The sequence below is a fragment of the Rhodococcus sp. C1 genome (assembly GCF_020809065.1).
GTDB lineage: Bacteria > Actinomycetota > Actinomycetes > Mycobacteriales > Mycobacteriaceae > Rhodococcus_F > Rhodococcus_F qingshengii.
This window is the reverse complement of record NZ_CP078080.1, coordinates 153,489-173,119: the sequence shown is the minus strand read 5'-3', so window position 1 is coordinate 173,119 and position 19,631 is coordinate 153,489. Positions and strand designations below refer to the sequence as shown.

Below are 19,631 nucleotides of genomic sequence, written 5' to 3'. Positions count from 1 at the left end.
TGTGAGCTCAGTTCTCTCGACGACACACTCTTACATCGAGATTCCCTTTGTTTCGATCTAGTTGCAAGTGTTAACGAGCTGAATCACATGTGTCCTCCAACACCTGTCCAGTTATTCGCTCGGCGGAAGGATGTCCGTCTGCGCCGGAACCTGATCCTGACGGAGCAATCCGACCGGGCAACTGACGCCCGTGGCATGCACCGGGCAGTAACCGCCGGGATTCTTCGCCAGATACTGCTGGTGGTAATCCTCCGCGTAGAAGAAGTCGCGCAGCGGACCGATTTCGGTGGTGATCGCACCATATCCGGCTTCGGCAAGCCGTTCACCGAAAGCGACGGCCGACGCATGAGCGATTTCTTCCTGCTCCGCGGACGTCGTGAAGATCGCCGAACGGTACTGCGAGCCCTGGTCGTTACCCTGACGCATCCCCTGCGTCGGATCGTGGTTCTCCCAGAAGTGCGCCAGGATCTGCTCGTAGGAGATCACTGCGGGATCGAAGACCACCAGCACGACTTCGGTGTGACCCGTACGTCCGGAGCACGTCTCTTCGTACGTCGGGTTGGGCGTGAAGCCGCCCGCATAACCCGCAGCGGTCGTGTACACGCCGGGAAGCTGCCAGAACTCCTTCTCGGCGCCCCAGAAACAACCCATCCCTACGACGACGGTCTGCAGTTCGGCCGGAAACGGCGGCGTCAACGGATGCCCGTTGACGTAGTGCGCGGTCGGAACCGGCATTTTCTGCTCTCGGCCCGGGAGTGCGTCCTCAGGCGCGATCAGCGTGGATTTTGCGGACGCTCGTCCCAGAATGTCGTCGTACCAGCTCATGCTTCGATGCTACGCGCGAGCGACTGTTTCGCCACGCCGTGATCGCGCGGGCGCCGGGCAGCTCCACCCACCGGTAGCCGATTTCTGCTACCGCGGCCGTGGCCAGAAGGAAGAGCGCAAACGCCAGCGTCGGTCCGACGTACAAAACAGTGTTCTCGACGACGCGGTACAGGATCAGGGTGTGCACGAGATAGATGACGTAACTACGCGTCGAGAGCCACTTCACGACCGGCCAGCGCGTCGGGACGCCGTCGTAGCGGCCGATGAGAACTACCGCTGCGGCGACTACCGAAATGGTCCACAGATAGTGCTCACCGGCCCAGTAGACGCGGAACTGGGTCGCCACGATGATGACGTGCATCTGGACGAGGACGGCCGCGATCAGCCAGCGGCCGGGAGCGAGCTTCGCCCACGCGAGGTACATGATCTGGCCGAGGAAGACGGCCGGCAGCGTCGCGGCGATCTTGGACAGCATCGGCACGGTGTACGGCAGCGGCGCGTAGACGTTGTAGAGCAGCACCAGCGAGCACAGCGCACCACCGGCGAGCGGCATGACGATCGGTCGCAGCCGCAGTATCGGGCGAGCCGCTACGCATGCGAGATAAAAGAGGAATTGGACGGTGAGTGTCCAGGTCACTCCCAGAACTGCTACCTCGGGCTTGAGAAAGAATCCGCCGAGAAAAAAGCTCATCAACGCTTCGGTATCGGAAATACCTTCCTGACCGCTGAACATTCCGTTGATTCCGAGGCGGACCAGAAGAATGGCAATCGCGGTCGCCACCCAGAATGCGGGCAGCAGTCGACTGAATCGGTTGGCCAAGAACTTTCCGGGGCCGTCGCGAATCGCGGATCGCGTCACCAGAGCGCCGGTAAGCATCATGAATACTGCGACGCCGACAAAAGAGAGGTGCTGGTTGAGTTCGGCAGGCTCGATCAAAACGCCGTAGACGACGTCGATCACCCACCAACCCGAGCCGAGATCGTCGATGACGTAAAAAGAGATGTGGGAGTAGATCACGGCGGCAACCGCCAGGGCTCGCAGCAGGTCAGCGCCCGGAAGATTCACCCGAGGCGCGGCCGCCTCTGGTGATTCCGGGAGGAAAACTGGTGCGGGCATCGCGCAAGTTTAAGGTTCCGTTCACCTTTACGACGAATTTGCGCATATTAGCTTACCCTTAGATCGGGGCAAGTTCGGTTTCCCAAACTTTATTCTTTGGTGATTACTACCTGAGCCGGACTGTTGCGGACGGTGTACGAATGTTATTGGGTGGAAACCCGAAGAATGATTTGCACATACGCGAGTGACGTCACGCCGTGACCGGTGATCGACGCACTCTAAAGCACCAGGGCTCACCAGCCCGCAAAGAAGGGACCCTCGTGTCTGTTTACACGCTGCCGGAACTCCCCTACGACTACGCAGCCCTCGAGCCGCACATCTCGGGCAAGATCATGGAGCTGCATCACGACAAGCACCACGCGGCTTACGTTGCCGGTGCCAACGCTGCACTCGAGAAGCTGGCCGAGGCTCGTGAGAACGACACCATCGCAGCGCAGGCCAACCTGCTCGAGAAGAACCTGGCGTTCCACCTCGGTGGCCACACCAACCACACCGTTTTCTGGAACAACCTCAGCGCTGACGGTGGCGACAAGCCCGAAGGTGAACTCGCCGCAGCGATCGACGACAACTTCGGTTCGTTCGATCTCTTCCGCGCTCACTTCTCCGCGAACGCCAACGCCATCCAGGGCTCCGGCTGGTCCATCCTCGCGTGGGACTCGATCGGACAGCGTCTGATCATCGTCCAGCTCTACGATCAGCAGGGCAACATCTCCATCGGCCTCACGCCGCTGCTGCTCCTCGACATGTGGGAGCACGCTTTCTACCTCGACTACCAGAACGTCAAGGGCGACTACGTCAAGGCATTCTGGAACATCGTCAACTGGAACGACGTTTCGGCTCGCTTCGACCGTGCACGTACCCAGACCGCAGGTCTGATCGTCTAGTCACGCTCTTCTTGCGAACGGCGGCGCCTCACCAGGGGCGCCGCCGTTCGTGTCAGCAGAGCACCACCGAGCAGGACCGTCGTGGCTCCGAAGACCAATGCCAGTGTGCGAGTTCCGGAGTCACCGCTGCCCGCGGTGGTCTGATTCACGGCCACCGGATCCGACAGCACCGAGGTCAGCTGAACCTGCTGCGGGGTGGTCATCGCGGGAATACCGGATTTTGCGCCGTCGAGGCCCGTGACCAGTGACTTGGCGATTCCTTGCAGCGTCGTGAATCCCTGGGTGATCTGATCGGTCACGTCACCGAGCATCTGCGGCGCCTGATCAGCGATGGGAATGAGGCCGTCGTTCAATTGTCCGGCAGCACTGCTCAGTTGATCGCTCGCGCCTTGCAGCTGCCCGACAGCGGTGCGGACTAGATCCCCGAGCTCCGTATCGGGCCCGACCGAGCCACCCAACAGCGCCGGAACGGTGCCCAATTGCGCATTCAGCGCACCGAGATCCGAACTCACACCGGCCAGTTGCGCTGTCACGTCAGGCGGGATCGGAAGGCCGTTCAGCGCAGTCTGCAGCGTGTCGATTCGTGTCTTCAGTTCCGCGGTCGAGGACGACGCCTCCCCAAGCGTCAGGCCCAGTGAGTCCGCGCGCGTGGCCAGCTCTTCCGCCGACCCCGACGCCTGATCGACAACACCGGACACCTGATCCGCGACGCCGATCAGCTCCAACGCCCCGGACCGTGCGGTCTCGAGGTACGGCAGCAGAGTGCCTGCGCCTGCTTTCACCTGATCGATGGACTTTCCGGCCTCGTTGGTTCCGGCGACCAGAATCTGTGCGGTGGTGAGGTTTTGATCGATCGAGCGTCTGGCGGCCGACGTCTGAGCCAGCAGGCCCTTGATGCCGTCCGCGCCGACCTGCGCCGACACGGCCCGAGTCAACTCGGCCGACTTCTCCGAATCCGAGCCCTTCACCTCGAGGTCGACGCTCGCCTGCCGTGGATCCATGCCGAACATCGACGCGACGGTTTCGCTGAAGTCCTCCGGCACGGTCAACGTCGCGAAGTAGTTCCCGCCGGGGTTGTCGACCACCTGGAAGTCGAAGTCTTCGTTCTTGCCCAACGTGTCCACCAGCGTGTCGCCGGCCCGAAGTTCCTTGCCGTCGAGCGTGGTTCCCGCGTCGGCGTTCACGATCGCGACGGTGTTCGAGGTGTCGGCACCGCCCGCGAAGATCACGAACCCGATCCCCGCCACCGCAGCCGCGACGATCGCGGCCACACCACCGACTGCCAGCCGTCGACCGAGTCGTGACGGCCGGCGATGGGAGTTTTCTGTGGTGTTCTCGGCGCTCATGGGCGAGACGATAAAGCAACAACTTGTAGAAACACTGAGAGCCCTAGCCTGCGGGCGTGGCCGGCTTCTCAGACTCCTCGGGTTCCTCCTTCGGCATGTCCCGAGGGCCACTGATCAGGATGTCGGCCCAGCGCGTGGCTGGGTCGATGTCGAGCAGGACGGCCTTCACCAACAACGAGAGCGGGATCGCCAACAGCGCTCCGAGCGCCCCGAGAACCCACGACCAGAAGACAAGTGAGAGGAACGTCATCGTCACCGACAGTCCGACGGCGTCGCCGACGAACTTGGGTTGGATGATGGACTGGATCACGAAGTTGATGACGGAGTAGACGACGATCACCCACAGCATCAGCCACGGCCCGCCCTGCAACAGTCCCAGGAGCGCCGGTGGAATCACGCCGATGACGAACCCGATGTTGGGGATGTAGTTGGTGATGAAGGACAGCAACGCCCACAGGACGGGCAGCTGAATGCCCATGAGCCACAGCGCGCCACCGTCGAGTACCGCCACGATGAGGCCGAAGACCGTCGAGACCACCAGGTATTTGCGAGTTCCGGCGGCAAAGGTGGAGAGCGCGTAGGAGATTTCGGGACGTTGCTCGGACAACACATGCAACCGCGAGCGGATGCTCATGCCGTCGAAGGCCATGAACAGCAACAACGCGAGAATGAACACCAGATCCGACAGGATGCCGAGCAGGCCCTCCAGCCCGCTTTCGAGTACGCCCACAACCTTCGTGAGATCGACACTGCTGAGCGTGCTTTGGATCTGTTCGGTACTCACTCCGAAGTCGGCCAACTTGTCGCGGCCCTCGTTGAGGAGGTTGGTCATCTCCTCGGAGTACTGCGGCAGGATCGTCGCCAACTGAGCCGTCGACACGATCAACGACGCCGCCAACCCGAGCAGGATCAAGTACACGGTGACCAATGAACCGAGCATCCCGACCCACTTGGGCCACCCTCGGCGCTGTGACCAATCCTGAATGGGCTGAACGGCAATCGTCAGCACCAGGGCCAGGAATACCGGTCCGAGGATGCCGCCGAACACCTTCATTCCGCCGACGGCGACCACGGTGGCGGCAATACCGAGCAGGACGATCAAACCGCGCGGGATCGACCAGTTCTCACTACCGGACAGCGTGGGGATCGGAGTGGGAGCCTCGACGGCCGGCTTTCCCTTCTTAGAGAACACCGGCTTAGAGAACACCGGCTTCCTTTGCCCGGCTCCTGATCTGGAATGCTCCCACGATCATGAAGAGGCCGAACAGGATTGCGTACCAACCCAACAACCAGATGAGGCTGATGATGCCTTCGCCGGGCGCGATGAGAAGAATGATGCCGAAGATGACAGCAAGCACCGATGCGGCGAGCAACCATCCCCAACTGGATCCGGGCAGCGCCTTCATCTTGAAGGCGCCGACAATTCCGAAGATTCCGAACATGATGGCGTAGAAGGCAATTATGTACAGCAGCACCAGCGCAGTGATGCCCGGCCAGACCAGCGCGACGATGCCGGCTCCGACCGAGACGACGCCCGTGAACACCCACCAACCCCACGAGCTCAGATGCTCGCGGTCCCGAATGGCGCGAACTATCGTGATCAAACCGTCGGCGATGGAGTAGATACCGAACAGGAAAACCAAGGCCACCACGGTAATTCCCGGCCACACGAGCGCGATGATTCCGAAGATCACGCCGAAGATTCCGCGGATCAGGATCATCCACCAGATCTCTTTGCCGTACTGCACGAACGGATTCTGCGTGACCATCAGTAGCCTCCGAAACAAGCGGGTGTCTCTGACCGATTCAACAGCTCTTCAAACAGGGCAATACCGACAGATCGTATGACTCTTGTGACCTTTCCGCCCATCGAAACGCGCGGCTGATACCGAGTTGTGCTCTTCGGGTACGAAGCGAGGGGACTTTCAGCCTGCTTCTCGAATACTTGCTTCTCGAATACCGGGCGCAGTCCACGATCCCGACAGCACTGCCGCCTTCGGCCAGTACAGGCGCAGAAAGACGTTGAAGTCGCCGGACGGAGCCGGCAGCCAGTTCCGCTCCTTCTCACCACCAGGGGATTCGTGCTGGAGATAGATGTCGAGGGAACCGTCGTCGGCAAACACTAGATCGCTTCGATCGCCAATCGCGTATCGGTCGATCGGGTTGTCCACGAAGAACTGCCGCTCGTTCATCATCGTGAGCGACCAGAAGCCCTCGACCGGTGGCAGCTCGTCCTTCTCGAAGTGCAGGACGTACTTCTTCGCCCCGGTCAGCGGCTTCCCGTCGACGTCCGTCGTGGCATGCGGGTACACGGCATCAGCGTCGAGATTGGCCCCGAAACCGAGCCAGACGATCAGGGCCCGCTGAGCGTAATGGGTTCCGTAGTGTCCCAAGCCGCGGTGCATCGTCCAGCCGTTCTTCGGACTGCCCTCGGCCTCTTCGGCGATCTCGCTCAGCACGTCCATACCGGTTCGCGCAGCTCGATCGAGGGCATCACGTACCTCCTGCGGACGCGACCTCCAGGGCAAGGAGGAGCCGATTCCTATGTCGGACAGTTGTTTCATCATCTCGGTGTCCTCCGGACGCGGAGGATTGTCGTCGAGAAGTGCGTCGAGTCTGGTGAAGAATGCCTCGCCGTCCATGGCGGCCACCTGGTCCACCGGCGGCGTCCGCGTGTCGACGGCAGGGTTCACCGGCATTTCACCGGGCGTGTAGTCCTGCGGGTCACCCGTCCACTCCGACAGAGGAGTGAGTCGCGTCCGGTCCTGCAGGCTGTGCACTTCTGTCAGGTCCGTTCCCCCCGACGTCGCGTAGCGGGCGACTATCCAGTTCATCGCCGTCGGAGACCGCAGCAGCGTCAAACCCTTGGGCACGTTGCCTTTCCAATTCGGCCCGGCCACCAGGTACGGTCCCCCGGTCCGCCCGACTGTCCGAGATCCCGGCACCGTGAACACGTCGCTCCACGCGTCGAGGATGGGGACCAGCCAGTACCGCGTGCCGAAGTCCGGCAGTGAGAGCACCTGCGGTTCCGTCGAGACGTCCAGCCACCCCGACGAGTAGAGAGTGTCCGCGTTGGGTGAGACGACATCGGTGAAGGTCGCATCCGGCGTCGTACGCGCGTAGGCGAACTGGTTGAGCGGGGCTTTCATCGCCACCGGCGAAGGCACCGCCGTCATGACATCCCGCGATACCGCAGCAATCAACAGGGGATATCCGAAGATCCACGCCTGCGTTGCCAGGTCTTCCAGCCGAGAACGGTTCTTCGACAGAGTCATGTCTGCGCATACCACCGCCCTCACCAGCGCAAACCTGGCTGGCACTCTCCCTCTCTTGTGTGCCAGTACCGAATGGGTGCATATTTCGATTACCCAACGAGGTGTGCCGGACCGACGCATGCGCGTCTGCCCGAGATTTGCCCCAGCACCGAGGGAGGAACAGAAATGAACAGAAACGAAGCAATAGGCATTTCTCCGTTCCAAGCCGCTGGGTCTTTGCAGGGGTTCGTCATTTCCGGTCGTTGGCCGGACACCACCCAGGAGTGGGCGCAGCTTCTCGCATTGGCTGTCCGCGTGGCCTCGATGCCAGGTTTGTTGCCGACCACGACGGTCTTCGGGGTCCGTGAAGACGTTCCCGAAGATCCGCAGCCGGGCACCGTCGGTCTGGTGGTCGCCGAAGGTCCGGTACTCGGCGATTTCGCCTTGACACCCGGCCGTTTCTCCGACCATCAGCCACCGGCGCTGATCATGCTGCACCCACCGTCGGAAACCACGCCCAGCCTGCCGGAATGCGAGGGCAGCGCGTCGGGGTGTGTACTGCTGCCAGGCCTTCCCTATCTGGGTTTGGAGCATCGTGCGGCGTGGGTCGAGGCTGAGCCGGACGGCACAGTCGTCTCCATGATCAGTCGTGTCGGCATCGATCCGATCAGCGATCCCGACACCGCTGTTTTAGCCATGCTCCTCGCCTCGTGACGGCCCCGGTAAGCGATAAGTTCGGACTCCCAAACTTGCTGTGCGCTTTGCCAATTCGTTTCAGGCGCGCTAACGTGGGCAGCAACGAAGGGGAGTAGCCCCCAATCGCCCGTGTCGACATACTGGTTCGACGCGCTCCGCCTGGTGCGGATCGCGAAGCACCCGGCCTGGCGAACCGAAGGTCCTGTGGCCTCGGTGGGCGAGACCTTCGGCCGGACAAGCGCACCCACTGCGCCTGCCCAGGCCGGAGGCTCGCATTTTTCCTCCGACCTACACCGACCGGAGGAGTAAATCTTGCTTGCCGCAATACTTTTGAGTTTCGGCGTCATTTTCGTCGCAGAACTCGGTGACAAGTCGCAACTGATGGCAATGACGTTTGCCTTGCGCTATCGCTGGTGGGTCGTCCTCGGCGGAATCACCGTCGCCACCACCCTTGTTCACCTCGTCTCGGTCGCCGTCGGCCACTACCTGGGCGTCGCCCTCCCCACCGCGGCGATTTCCATCGTCGGCGGTATCGCTTTCCTGATCTTCGGCCTCTGGACCTTGCGCGGTGACGATCTCACCGACGACGAGCAGAACAAGGCCGGTCGCGTCACGCGATCCGCCTTCATCGCCGTCGCCTCGGCCTTCTTCCTGGCAGAACTCGGCGACAAGACCATGCTCGCCACCATCACCCTTGCGACCGACAACGACTGGATCGGCGTCTGGATCGGGTCGACGGTAGGCATGGTGGCGGCCGACGCTCTCGCCATCATCGTCGGCTCGGTGCTGGGCAAGCACCTTCCGGACGGATTCATCAAGATCGGCGCCGCGGTGCTGTTCTTCGTCTTCGGTGTCTGGCTGCTGCTCGAGGGCATCTTCCCGGACTCGTCGGCCGGCATCATCGGCGGTTGCGTTGTCCTGGCCGTGTCCGTGCTGGGCGCACTGGCTCGGATGATCTGGAAGCGCTCCCGTGCGACCGACTCCGCTACGCACCTCGTCGACGACAATCGGACGCCGATCGACTGACGCTCAGCGAAGAAGGTCGCCGGCACCCCAAATCGCGACCGGCACATGACCTTCTGCCACTCCGCTTGGTCCGAGCAGCTGTCCGAATCGCTTCATCGGGTACAACGAGACACGTCGATCAAGGATCCGCACACTACCGATTCGACGGAGGCGATCCTCGACGACAAGACTCTGCGCGAGGCTGCTCAGCCACACGCTGATCAACATGTTCGCTGTTCCGGTGGTCGCCACCAACAATCTGATCTCCGGCCAACTCGACACAAGATTGCCGAGTTCGTCGGTGGAACCGTCCACAGCGACGTCGAAGATCACTTCGAACGGTGAACCGACAGCCTGTTGCGAGACATCGCAGCGGAAAATCAACTGTTGCGACGCAGTCAGTTGGGCCAAGCGCCGTCGAATCGCAGTCTCGTTCGTTCCACAAATCGCGGCGAGGCGCGCGTAGCTGGCACGTCCGTCACGGCCGAGCGCCTCCAAGAGTGCACCGTCGGACTCGCGGAACTCTGTCGGATCTGCCGGCACCGCAGCGCCCTTTGTCGATGCCGTTGCCAGCTGAGCCCGACCCGCTTGCCCCAGAGCGCCCGGCTCCCAGCTGAACCCGTCCCGGTACACCTTCACCCCGACCCGGCTTCTGATCGACAGAATTCCAGGATCGGCGGCAAGGTGCTCACACACCAAGGCGTCCAAACTCTTGTGGTCGGCGGCCACGACTCCGACGAAATATTCGTACTCGCCTTCCGTCCTGGCCAACAGATAGGCACAGGAGAGTTGACGTAACAGCTCCCCCACGTCGGCAACGGAATCCTGTGTGGTCCTGATCAGGAGATAGCCGAATATGTGGGTTCGACCGATTGCGACCGCGTTGACCCACGAATGACCGTTCGAGACGAGGCGACGCCACCGGCGGGCGATCGTCGTCGAATCCAGGTCGAGCACTGACGACAACTGCGTCCACGACGCGCGGGGGTTGAGCTGAAGTGCATTGATGATCTCCAGATCAGATTCCGCGATGACAAATGTGTCGGATTCCGGCTTCATCGGCCAAGTATTGCCGGATTACTGCATTCTGGTCGGTGATCCCTGCCTGTTTGCCAAAGATGTGTGAATCACTTCACAGGTTCACCACTTGGAGGCCCAGTGCTTCGCTCCACCAAAGTCACGGTCGCGTTGCTGTTCGTCGCGTACGCGATCGACTACATAGATCGGCTGGCGATCAACCTCGCTCTCCCCTTGCTCGGTGAGGAGTTCGATCTCGACTACTCCCAGCGTGGATTGATCATCTCCACGTTCTTCATTGCATACACGCTGGCCCAACTGCCTGGTGGACTGCTCGCCGATCGATACGGCGCAGTTCGGATGGCTCTGATCGGGTTGGTGGCGTGGAGTGTCTTCACCGGCCTCACTGCCCTTGCCTGGTCGTTCGGGACGCTTCTGATTGTTCGCTTTCTCTTCGGTCTCGCGCAGGGCGTGTTCCCGGCAGCTGCAGTAAAGCTCGTTGCCGAGCGGAGCATCCCGGAGCAACGTGCCACTGCCACAGGATGGATGAACAGTTCCAACGCCGTCGGTACGCTTCTCGCCATCGTTGTTGCGGCAGCACTTCTCCCGTTGATCGGCTGGCGTGGAATGTTTCTGGCCGTCGCGGCGCTCGGCGTACTCTCGCTCGTCAGCATCAAGTTGTGGCTCCCGCCGGCACTTCCGGCGGAGAACGACCACGGTCCGGATTCCTCCTGGGACAACATGCGCACCGTACTTCGCTCCCGCGCGATGTGGCTCTTCGCCTTGATGTTCTTCGGATACGACTTCGTGATCTGGGGGATGTCGTCGTGGGTTCCGTCCTACCTCCATGACGAACGTGGAATCGCCCTCTCGAGTGCAAGCCTCCTTCTGATTCCGGCTACCGTGGTGGCCGCCGTGACCACCGTCATCGGCGGGCGAATCTCCGATCGACTGGCTGGCAACAGTCGTGTCGTCGTGGTGCCGTCCATGCTCGCGTGCATCGTGATGCTCGTTTCGATTCCTTTCGTCTCCAACACGGCATTGTTCGTCGTTCTCGTCACCCTCGGATCTGCCGCTGCCTCTTTCGCTTTCATGCCGTGTTTTGCACTTCCGCTTCGTAGCCTGCCTTCGTCGGTGGTCGGAGCAGCCTCGTCGATGATCATTTTCGGCGGCATGGTCGCCGGAATAGTCGCGCCGTTGGTATTCGGATTCATCGTGGACCATCTCTCCTGGTCAGCGGCGTTCGTATCGCTCGCACTCGGGCCCGTCGTGGCGATCGTCGCGGTCATGGCAGCACCACAAACCCGGGAAAAGATGCTGAACCTGGTGCAACTGAAAACCGCCAACTGAAAGAAGATCAACCATGAATCAACTGCTTTCGAATCTCGAGTTCGGAGACCCGTCGCGGTTGCGAACCGTCGAGCCGCACTGGTTCGAGCTCTACCGGGACCTACACGCACACCCCGAGTTGTCCGGCGACGAAACTCGCACCGCCGCAATTGTTGCCGAGGAACTTCGGCGAATCGGTGGCTGGGACGTCACGGTCGGGGTCGGCGGTACGGGTGTCGTCGGTGTTCTCGAAGGGAGCAGCGGTCCGGTGATCCTGCTACGCGCCGACATGGACGCGTTGCCGGTGGCAGAAGACACCGGGCTGTCCTACGCCTCCAGAACTGATGGAGTCATGCATGCGTGTGGCCACGATGTCCACGTAACCGCGCTACTTGCCACGTGCGCAGCACTTTCCGCGGATCCGACATCGATCACCGGGACTGTTGTCGCGGTCTTCCAGCCTGCTGAGGAGACCGGCTCCGGCGCTCGTGCGATGGTCGACGACGGAATCTTCGACCGCTTCCCGCGACCGGACCTCTGCCTGGGACAGCACGTAGGCCCGACTCCGGCGGGGATGTTGGTCAGCAAACCCGACATCTTGATGGCAGCATCCGACACGATACGAGTGGTCTTTCACGGCCGTGGCGGACACGCGTCCTCACCGTACGCATGCATCGACCCTTTGTTGATGGCAGCGTCTTTCGCGCTGCGCATTCAAAGTCTGGTGGCTCATGAAGCGGCAACCCCGACAGCACCGGTGCTCACGGTGGGAGCCTTGCACGCCGGCACAGCTGCGAACATCATTGCCGACGACGCCGAACTGCTACTCAGCCTGCGAACTTTCAGTGCATCGTCGCGAGATCACATGCTCGAATCGGTGGGCAGGATCGCTCGCGCAGAAGCTGACGGGGCAGGCGCCACCGACGCGCCGGACGTTCATGCGTACAACAGCTTTCCAGCCACGGTCAACACTCCGGACGCCACGTCCACGGTGATGTCCGACCTGCGACAGGCCGGCTTGGGAATGCATACTCTGTCACAACCACTTTCGGGTAGCGAGGACTTCGGCATCTTCGGCACTGCCGCCCAATGCCCCTCCGTATTCTGGCATTTCGGCGGAACGGCACTTCAAAGTTTCGACGGAACCGCCCTTGCCGCGCTCGCCGAGGGACGGATACCACCCGGCACGCCGTCGAATCATTCGCCGCGCTTCGCCCCAGATCCCGCCGCGGCCCTACCCGAAGGTGTCACAGCCATGACCGCGGCCGCGCTGGGAGCCCTTGCGCGGAGCGCGTGATTCCCACACATACTGTCCCAGGGAGATAACGTCATGTCAGACGAACTGCACTACCTCAGCGCCACCGAAGCCATTGCTCACTTCCGCGCGCGGGAATTGTCTCCGGTCGAACTGCTACAGGCAATCATCGACCGAACTCAGAAGTTCGAACCTCACATCAATGCCTTCACCGAAGAGATGTTCGACGAGGCACTCGCAGGCGCCCGGGATGCCGAGAGCCGGTATCGCGGCCAAGGACCCGACCCGCGGCCACTGGAGGGAATTCCGGTAGCTGCCAAGGAAAAACACGCTATTGCCGGAAAGTCGCTGACCGAAGGCTCTCTGGCAGGGCGCGGCAACATCGCCCAGGGTCGCACCCGTGATCGACCGAGTTCTGGCAGCAGGCGGCCTGATTCACGCACGCACGACGACACCGGAATTCTGCGTCGCGGCGTTCACACACTCTCCTTTGTGGGGCGTGACCCGCAATCCCTGGAACCTCGATTACAGCCCCGGAGGTTCATCCGGAGGTGCGGGCGCCGCACTCGCCGCCGGAACTACTACTCTGGCAACAGCATCCGATATCGGCGGGTCGACACGAGGCCCGGCAGGCTTTACCGGCACCGTCGGCCTCAAGGCATCGTACGGGCGTATCGCCGGGGTCGCCCCGCTGTCCATGGATTCCTACCGTGGCGACGGTCCGATGGCCCGAACTGTCGACGACGCAATTCTTTTGGCCAACGTTCTGATCGGGCCGGATCCGCGTGACCATTCTTCCCTGAGGCCGGCGATCACGCTGCCACACGAGTACCCGTCGGTCGAGGGAATGCGAATTGCCCTGTGCCTGCGGCTCGGTGACTTCCCCATCGAACCTGACATCGAGGCGAACACACGGGCTCTCGCACAGTCGTTGGTCGATGCCGGCGCGATCGTCGAGGAGATCGAGTTGCCGTGGACTCGTGATTCGATGGCAGCAGCGGTGAAAGTCCATTTCGGAACGATCATGGGTGCATCCGTCGCGGAAGTTGCTCGCGTCCACGGTGATCTTCTTGCCGACTACACGCTCGACAACGTCGCGATCACGTCGAAGGGCGCTGCGGAAATGTCATTTCTGGACGGCCTTCGCAAAGAAACCCAAATGCAACGAGAGCTCGCCGAGGCGATGGCTCCATTCGATGCGCTGATCTGCCCGACTTCGGGCACCATCGCCTTCCCGGCAGGCGAGTCTTTGCTCGACGGCCTCACTGTGGCGGGTCAGCACGTGAACACCACCGCCGAAGCACTTCTCACATTGCCGTTCAACGTCGCCAATCGGTGCCCCGTATTGGCGGTGCCGAGTGGACACGCACACAACGGCGTTCCCACGGGCGTCCAGATCGTCGGCCATACGTACGACGAACCGACCGTGTTCCGGATCGGCAAAGCACTGGAGAAGATCCGCCCGTGGGCATACACCGACCAGCATCAACCGAAGCTGAATGTGGTGACGCCGGCGTCCTCTTGATTGCTGAGGAGATCAGAGCTTGGCTCTGATCTCCTCAGCGATCGGCTGGAACTGCTCGAGGAATGTCAGGGCCCAACCGAAGGACGCGACGCCCTCGTAGTCGAACGAGTACACCTGATCATTCTTGACGGCGCGCAGACGCTGGAAGATGGTGTCGTTCGCCAACTTCTCGTTGATGGGGCCCTTGCCACTGTTCGTGATGATGACGTCGGCCTCGTCGAGTAGCTCCAACTGCTCCCTCGGGAACCACTCGTTGCTGCCGGCGGGAATTGCGAGTGAACGGTCGTTGAACTGGAACCCGGCCTCGCTGATGACCGTCGTCTGATACTTGGTCGGCGAGTACAGCGAGAAACCACTCTCCTCGAAGTACGTGGTGTAGACGACCTTCACCTTGCTCAGCACATCAGCGTTGTCGCTGCGGAACTTGGCGATCCGCGCCTCGTACCGATCTGCCAACTCTTGAACCTTCGCGCTCTGGTTCAGCGCGTCCGCGACTCCGAAGGCGCGCTCCTTCCATGCGTACTGCCCGTCCTCGGCAAAAACCGCGGTCGGTGCGATCGACCGGATCTGCTCGTAAAGATCCGGGTTGTTCTCCGACAGCAGGTTGGTCATCACGATCAGGTCGGGAGACAAAGCCGCTATCGCCTCGGCGTTGGGCTCGTACCAGCGTCCCACCTTCGGGAGAGACCGCAGAGCGGACGCATAGGGTTCCGGGACGCCGTCGGCGTTCTCGTAGTCGACCGGCAATCCGACCGGTGTGAACCCGGCGTCGAACATCGCGGGGCCCGTGTAGTAATCGGCGCTGACCACCCGTTGCGGGTTGGTGGGCACTTCCACCTGCCCCAGAGCCGTGTTGATGGTGCGCATCGAACCCTCGGCCGATTCACCGGAGCTGGTTCCGCAGGCCGTGAGCAATCCGATCCCCGCCAAGGCACCGGCTCCGAGGAAACCGCGTCGGGTAAGTGCTGCGGTGATGCGAGCGAATTCGGCATCGGTGTCAGCGGTGGGCAATAGAAGTGATGTCATGAAAGTGCCTCCAAAGCGCCGGTTTCGAGTTCGTTGAGCCAGTTGATTGCAGTGCCGTAGTCGGTGACCTGAGTGCTGATTCCGAATACCCGGCCCGAAGCTGCTGCCGGAATGCGGCTCCACAGCGGGCTGGTGAAGACGGATTTCATTCCTGCAGAATCAGTTCCGTTCGGCTGCTTCGGGTAGATGACGACGGTGACGTCCCGCAGCATTTCGAGTTGTTCGAGCGGGAAGGCTTCGAAGCCGGTGGCTGGGCGCAGGTCCGGGATGAATTCGCCGCGGGTCACGTTCAGGTCGGCGAGCATCGCGCCGGTCACTCCGGTTGGATACAAGATGGAGAAGTGCCCTTCCGAACCACCGATAGCAACCTGGGCCCACCGATTCTCGCCAAGCTGCGCGGCGTATTCGGTGCGGATTCGCTCTTGCATCGCCTGATACTTCTCGCGATTCGACGTCAATGCCGAACCCTTGTTGACCGCGTCTGCGACACCCTCGGCGACAGCGCGCCAATCCGATCGGTTCGTGCCCGAATACACCGCTGTCGGAGCAATTTTCGAGAGCTCGCGGAACATGTCCTCGTCGATCTCGTACGCATCGCCGACAATGAGATCAGGCGCGGCAGCCACGACGGCTTCGCGGTTGACCTCGAGGAAAACCCCCACCGTGGACAAGCCGTCGATGAACTTCTGCTGTGTCGGGGTGAACTGGTCGATGTACGCGCTGTAGTCGAGCGTCGCGACGGGTCGGGCGCCGACGGCTTGCAACTGCCACGGGGTGTTGTAGGAGACGGCGACGATGCGCTGCGGATTGACGGGAACATCCACGGGTCCGTAATGCGTCTGCACCGTCCGAGTTTCGCCTTCCGCACCGTCACCGCCGTCCTCACTGCTGCATCCGGCAAGGGCGAGCATGGACAGTGCGGCGGCACTTCCGCCCAGAAAGCCGCGTCGGGTCAAGGCCGCGGTGATGCGAGCGAACTCTGCGTCGGTGTCTAGCGTCGGTAACAGGAGAGGTGTCATGGGCTTCCTGACGGTATTCCGAATTAGGGTCGCCTAAAATTACTCTCACCTGCGCCGTTACGGTAAAGCTTGTTGGCCAAAGGGTATCTCTTTCACGCCAGTGCTCAACTGGTAATACCACTTGACCTCTCACCAGCAAGCGCTTAAGGTCGGTACATGTTCCAACCCGTTGCACGTACCTCGGCCTCCGGCGCAGTCTTCGATCAGATATCGGTGAAAGTGCTGGCCGGAGAGCTGGCTGCGGGTGAGGCACTACCCAGCGAGCGCAAGCTCGCCGAGGCATTCGGCGTCTCGCGGCCCGCAGTCCGCGAGGCAATTCAGAAGCTCGCCCAAGCCGGACTCGTCGAGGTCCGCCAGGGCGAGTCCACGTCGGTGCGCGATTTTCGACGCCAGGCCGGACCCGAACTTCTCCCCCAGCTGCTGGTGCGCGACGGCGTCCCCGACCTGAGCGTGGTGCGCAGCGTCCTGGAAACTCGCGAGTTGATGGGACCGCAGATCGCTGTGCTGGCCGCCCGTCGCATCTCCGCGGAATCCGCCCGAGAACTCGACACGGCCGTTGATCAACTAGGCGCCACCGAAGATCCAGTGGAGTTACAAGACCGCGCTCTGGCGTTCTGGGACGTCGTCGTCGACAGCGCAGATTCCATTGCCTTCCGTTTGATCTTCAACAGCCTTCGGGCTGCATACGAGCCGGCTATGACTGCACTTGCATCCGTCATGGTCGCCGAAGTCGGCCAGACCGACCTGTATCGAAAACTGGCCTCCGCCATCACTTCACACGACGAGCCAACTGCCGAGACGTCAGCCGCACAGCTCCTTCACACCGGCACGACGGCAATCGGCGACGCTCTCACCTTCCTGGAAGGACTGAAACCATGAGCAAGCCTCTCACTCTCGCCGATGCCGCACGGACGTTCCGCAAGTCACCGACGCCGTGGATGATCGGCACCATGCTGCTGGCCGCCGCGGCGGCGCGCATCGCAGTGGGCAACTGGCAGATCACCGACGCCCTCGTTCCGCTCGTGATGCTTGCCGCATTCCCCTTCGTGGAGTGGATCATTCACGTCTTCGTTCTTCATTGGAAGCCACGAACCATTGCCGGCGTCACACTCGATTCACGGCTGGCGCGCAGCCATCGGGAACACCACTTTGCGCCGCGAACCGTCTCACTCATCTTCATCCCGTGGCAGACGCTCCTGATCGTGATTCCCGTTCTGACAGCCGTCGCCCTCCTGGCATTTCCCCGCGTCGAACTCGGTCTGACGTTCCTGACCTGCATTTCCGTGCTCGGCCTCGGTTACGAGTGGACACATTTCCTCATCCACAGTGACTACAAGCCGAAAACTGCTCTCTACCGGTCAGTTTGGCGCAACCACCGCAACCACCACTTCAAGAACGAGCACTACTGGTTCACCGTCACCACCGCGGGAACTGCCGATCGAGTACTGGGCACGTACCCCGATCCCAAATCCGTCGAGACCTCCCCGACAGCCAAGAACCTGCACGGCGCAGCGTCCAAGCTGTGAAGGAAGACCGATTCCTGGCCCCCAGCTGGCAATGAACTTGAACTTGCCTGTGTATCAGCAATTTTCGTTGAAACTCGTCAGAACCGTGCTTAGTGTCGATGGAGTCAGAAGTTCGAAAAACGCTGTAACCGAAGGACACAACACATGTTCAACGATGTATTCAACAACGTCATCCACCCGATGGTCACGAACTTCCAGCAGTTGGGCCCCCAGCAGTTCATTCCGCAGCAGTTCATCCCACAGGGAGTGTTCCAGCAGGCGCCGCAGGCAGCAGAGCATGCAGTGACGATCTTCGGTAGCTGATACCGCAATCCACAGATAGCGCCACTCAGGGGTCGTCCGTCCAATATGCTGGACGGACGACCTGAGTGCCTCCGCCTGACAAGGATCCCCATGACCGCGAACACCCCCATCCACGCTTTCACCGACGACGCCCTGGGCGACCTCGACGCCACCGGCGTCGCCGCCCGGATCGAATCAGGCGAGGTGACCGCACGGGAAGTCATGGAGGCATCAATCGCCCGCGCCGAGGCAGTGCAGGGGCAATTGAACGGTCTGGCCTGCACTGATTTCGATCGTGCCCTCGCCAGGAGCAACCGGCCCGCCAAGGGCGTCTTTGCCGGTGTCCCCACCGCGATCAAGGACAACACCGACAGCGCCGGCCTTCCCACCCAGCAGGGCAGTACCGCCTTCACCGCGATCCCCGCCAAAGCCGACAGCGATTTCGCGAAGCAGTTCCTCTCCACCGGGGCCATTTCGATCGGCAAGACCCGACTGCCCGAGTTCGGATTCAGTGCGTCCACCGAATACATGACGGAAGAACCCGTCCACAACCCGTGGAATCCGGCGTACTCGTCGGGCGCTTCCTCGGGAGGCGCAGCCGCGCTTGTTGCTGCCGGCGTACTCCCGATCGCGCACGCCAACGACGGCGGTGGATCGATTCGCATTCCCGCCGCTGCCTGCGGACTCGTCGGACTCAAACCCACTCGCGGACGCACCATCGCCGATCCGGCCGACAAGTCGATGCCGATCCGGTTGATCGCCCAGGGCGCCGTTACTCGCACTGTTCGCGACTCTGCACGATGGATGTCTGCGGCTGAGAACTACTACCGCAATCCGCGACTCGCACCGGTTCGCTTGATCGAAGGACCCAGCTCAACCCGCCTGCGCGTCGGCGTGATCGCCGATTCCGTCACCGTCACCAAGACGGACGACGAGACGCGCAAGTCCGTCGAAGCTACGGCCGAACTCCTTGCAAGCCTTGGCCATCATGTCGAGGACGCAGCACTGCCCGTCGGCCCCGAATTCATCGACGACTTCAGCATTTACTGGGGCTTTCTGTCGTTTGCCATCTCCACCGGTGGCAAACAAATGCTCGGACCCGACTTCGACAAGTCCGGCACCGACAATCTCACCAAGGGCCTCTACACGCTGTACCGGAAGAACCTGGTGAAGACGCCGCGCGTGCTCTATCGTCTGCGACGGCTCCAGCAGCAATACAGCGCCATGTTCTTGAAGTACGACGTCGTGCTCTCGCCGGCCCTGGGGCACACCACCCCCGAGCTGGGATACCTCTCTCCCGCTCAGCCTTTCGAGGAACTCTTCGACAAGCTGATCGCGTACACATCGTTCACGCCACTGAACAACATCTCCGGAGGTCCCGCGATTTCGCTACCGATGCATCAGACCAGCAATGGTTTGCCGTTGGCTGCGCATTTCTCCGCCGATCTCGGCGACGAGCGCACGCTCCTCGAATTGGCCTTCGAACTGGAAGAGGCTCAGCCCTGGAGAAGAATCCAGGACTGAG

Annotated in this window: 19 protein-coding genes and 1 pseudogene; 11 read left to right on the top strand and 9 right to left on the bottom strand. The window is 61.7% G+C overall.

Annotated elements, in window-relative coordinates:
* Window positions 1–111: 111 nt before the first annotated feature.
* Window positions 112–825: a peptide-methionine (S)-S-oxide reductase MsrA gene (gene msrA / locus KTR60_RS00785; RefSeq protein WP_020905733.1), complete on the bottom strand. Its 714-nt coding sequence runs from the start codon at window positions 823–825 to the stop codon at window positions 112–114.
* Window positions 764–1,942 (bottom strand): acyltransferase family protein, encoded by a 1,179-nt coding sequence (locus KTR60_RS00780; RefSeq protein WP_228401662.1) that lies wholly within the window; start codon window positions 1,940–1,942, stop codon window positions 764–766. The genes msrA and KTR60_RS00780 overlap by 62 nt, the downstream gene beginning before the upstream one ends.
* A 260-nt stretch (window positions 1,943–2,202) precedes the next feature.
* On the opposite strand from KTR60_RS00780, the gene KTR60_RS00775 reads away from it, so the two are divergent.
* Window positions 2,203–2,826 (top strand): superoxide dismutase, encoded by a 624-nt coding sequence (locus tag KTR60_RS00775; protein WP_003944189.1) that lies wholly within the window; start codon window positions 2,203–2,205, stop codon window positions 2,824–2,826.
* On the opposite strand, the gene KTR60_RS00770 is transcribed toward KTR60_RS00775, so the two are convergent.
* The 4 genes from KTR60_RS00770 to KTR60_RS00755 form a co-directional block, all read right to left on the bottom strand.
* The gene (locus KTR60_RS00770) at window positions 2,823–4,172 is read right to left on the bottom strand and encodes a membrane protein (RefSeq protein WP_042453216.1); all 1,350 of its coding nucleotides are present in this window, start codon (window positions 4,170–4,172) and stop codon (window positions 2,823–2,825) included. The genes KTR60_RS00775 and KTR60_RS00770 overlap by 4 nt on opposite strands.
* A 43-nt stretch (window positions 4,173–4,215) precedes the next feature.
* Entirely contained in the window at window positions 4,216–5,364 is a 1,149-nt protein-coding gene (locus KTR60_RS00765; RefSeq protein WP_042453218.1) for an AI-2E family transporter, read from the bottom strand.
* 4 nt (window positions 5,365–5,368) lie between these two features.
* Complete coding sequence (locus KTR60_RS00760) at window positions 5,369–5,941, bottom strand: HdeD family acid-resistance protein (protein ID WP_003944155.1); 573 nt, start codon at window positions 5,939–5,941, stop codon at window positions 5,369–5,371.
* Between the two features lie 156 nt (window positions 5,942–6,097).
* Window positions 6,098–7,447: a DUF1254 domain-containing protein gene (locus KTR60_RS00755; RefSeq protein WP_042453224.1), complete on the bottom strand. Its 1,350-nt coding sequence runs from the start codon at window positions 7,445–7,447 to the stop codon at window positions 6,098–6,100.
* A 165-nt stretch (window positions 7,448–7,612) separates the two neighbouring features.
* On the opposite strand from KTR60_RS00755, the gene KTR60_RS00750 reads away from it, so the two are divergent.
* Together KTR60_RS00750 and KTR60_RS00745 are read left to right on the top strand one after the other, a co-directional pair.
* The gene (locus KTR60_RS00750) at window positions 7,613–8,140 is read left to right on the top strand and encodes a hypothetical protein (RefSeq protein WP_003944138.1); all 528 of its coding nucleotides are present in this window, start codon (window positions 7,613–7,615) and stop codon (window positions 8,138–8,140) included.
* A gap of 294 nt (window positions 8,141–8,434) precedes the next feature.
* A complete protein-coding gene (locus KTR60_RS00745; RefSeq protein WP_003944171.1) occupies window positions 8,435–9,148 on the top strand; it encodes a TMEM165/GDT1 family protein in 714 nt (237 codons plus the stop codon).
* Window positions 9,149–9,151: 3 nt separating this feature from the next.
* Here KTR60_RS00745 and KTR60_RS00740 read toward each other — a convergent pair whose 3' ends face one another.
* Window positions 9,152–10,186, bottom strand: a complete 1,035-nt coding sequence (locus tag KTR60_RS00740; protein ID WP_003944192.1) for an Lrp/AsnC family transcriptional regulator — start codon at window positions 10,184–10,186, stop codon at window positions 9,152–9,154.
* Between the two features lie 99 nt (window positions 10,187–10,285).
* Between KTR60_RS00740 and KTR60_RS00735 the strand changes: the two genes are divergently transcribed.
* The 4 genes and pseudogenes from KTR60_RS00735 (at window position 10,286) to KTR60_RS00725 (ending at window position 14,253) form a co-directional block, all read left to right on the top strand.
* Window positions 10,286–11,494, top strand: a complete 1,209-nt coding sequence (locus tag KTR60_RS00735; protein ID WP_003944173.1) for an MFS transporter — start codon at window positions 10,286–10,288, stop codon at window positions 11,492–11,494.
* A gap of 13 nt (window positions 11,495–11,507) precedes the next feature.
* Window positions 11,508–12,770: an amidohydrolase gene (locus KTR60_RS00730; RefSeq protein WP_003944182.1), complete on the top strand. Its 1,263-nt coding sequence runs from the start codon at window positions 11,508–11,510 to the stop codon at window positions 12,768–12,770.
* Between the two features lie 33 nt (window positions 12,771–12,803).
* Window positions 12,804–13,055, top strand: a pseudogene (locus tag KTR60_RS29165) (amidase family protein); the annotation flags it as partial.
* A gap of 73 nt (window positions 13,056–13,128) precedes the next feature.
* On the top strand, window positions 13,129–14,253 hold the full coding sequence (locus tag KTR60_RS00725) for an amidase (protein WP_267132994.1): 1,125 nt from the start codon (window positions 13,129–13,131) through the stop codon (window positions 14,251–14,253).
* 12 nt (window positions 14,254–14,265) lie between these two features.
* Here KTR60_RS00725 and KTR60_RS00720 read toward each other — a convergent pair whose 3' ends face one another.
* Both KTR60_RS00720 and KTR60_RS00715 read right to left on the bottom strand, forming a co-directional pair.
* Window positions 14,266–15,279 carry an ABC transporter substrate-binding protein gene (locus tag KTR60_RS00720; protein ID WP_003944194.1) on the bottom strand — a complete coding sequence of 338 codons (1,014 nt, stop codon included), beginning with the start codon at window positions 15,277–15,279 and terminating at the stop codon, window positions 14,266–14,268.
* Complete coding sequence (locus KTR60_RS00715; RefSeq protein ID WP_228401661.1) at window positions 15,276–16,298, bottom strand: ABC transporter substrate-binding protein; 1,023 nt, start codon at window positions 16,296–16,298, stop codon at window positions 15,276–15,278. Before KTR60_RS00715 ends, KTR60_RS00720 begins: the two co-directional genes overlap by 4 nt.
* A 156-nt stretch (window positions 16,299–16,454) precedes the next feature.
* On the opposite strand from KTR60_RS00715, the gene KTR60_RS00710 reads away from it, so the two are divergent.
* From KTR60_RS00710 to KTR60_RS00695, 4 genes are all read left to right on the top strand, one after another.
* A complete protein-coding gene (locus KTR60_RS00710) occupies window positions 16,455–17,177 on the top strand; it encodes a FadR/GntR family transcriptional regulator (protein WP_042920615.1) in 723 nt (240 codons plus the stop codon).
* Window positions 17,174–17,824 carry a sterol desaturase family protein gene (locus tag KTR60_RS00705; RefSeq protein WP_020968076.1) on the top strand — a complete coding sequence of 217 codons (651 nt, stop codon included), beginning with the start codon at window positions 17,174–17,176 and terminating at the stop codon, window positions 17,822–17,824. The genes KTR60_RS00710 and KTR60_RS00705 overlap by 4 nt, the downstream gene beginning before the upstream one ends.
* A gap of 144 nt (window positions 17,825–17,968) precedes the next feature.
* Window positions 17,969–18,127, top strand: a complete 159-nt coding sequence (locus tag KTR60_RS00700; protein WP_228401659.1) for a hypothetical protein — start codon at window positions 17,969–17,971, stop codon at window positions 18,125–18,127.
* A 90-nt stretch (window positions 18,128–18,217) separates the two neighbouring features.
* On the top strand, window positions 18,218–19,630 hold the full coding sequence (locus tag KTR60_RS00695) for an amidase (protein WP_228401657.1): 1,413 nt from the start codon (window positions 18,218–18,220) through the stop codon (window positions 19,628–19,630).
* The last annotated feature ends 1 nt before the right edge of the window (window position 19,631 follow it).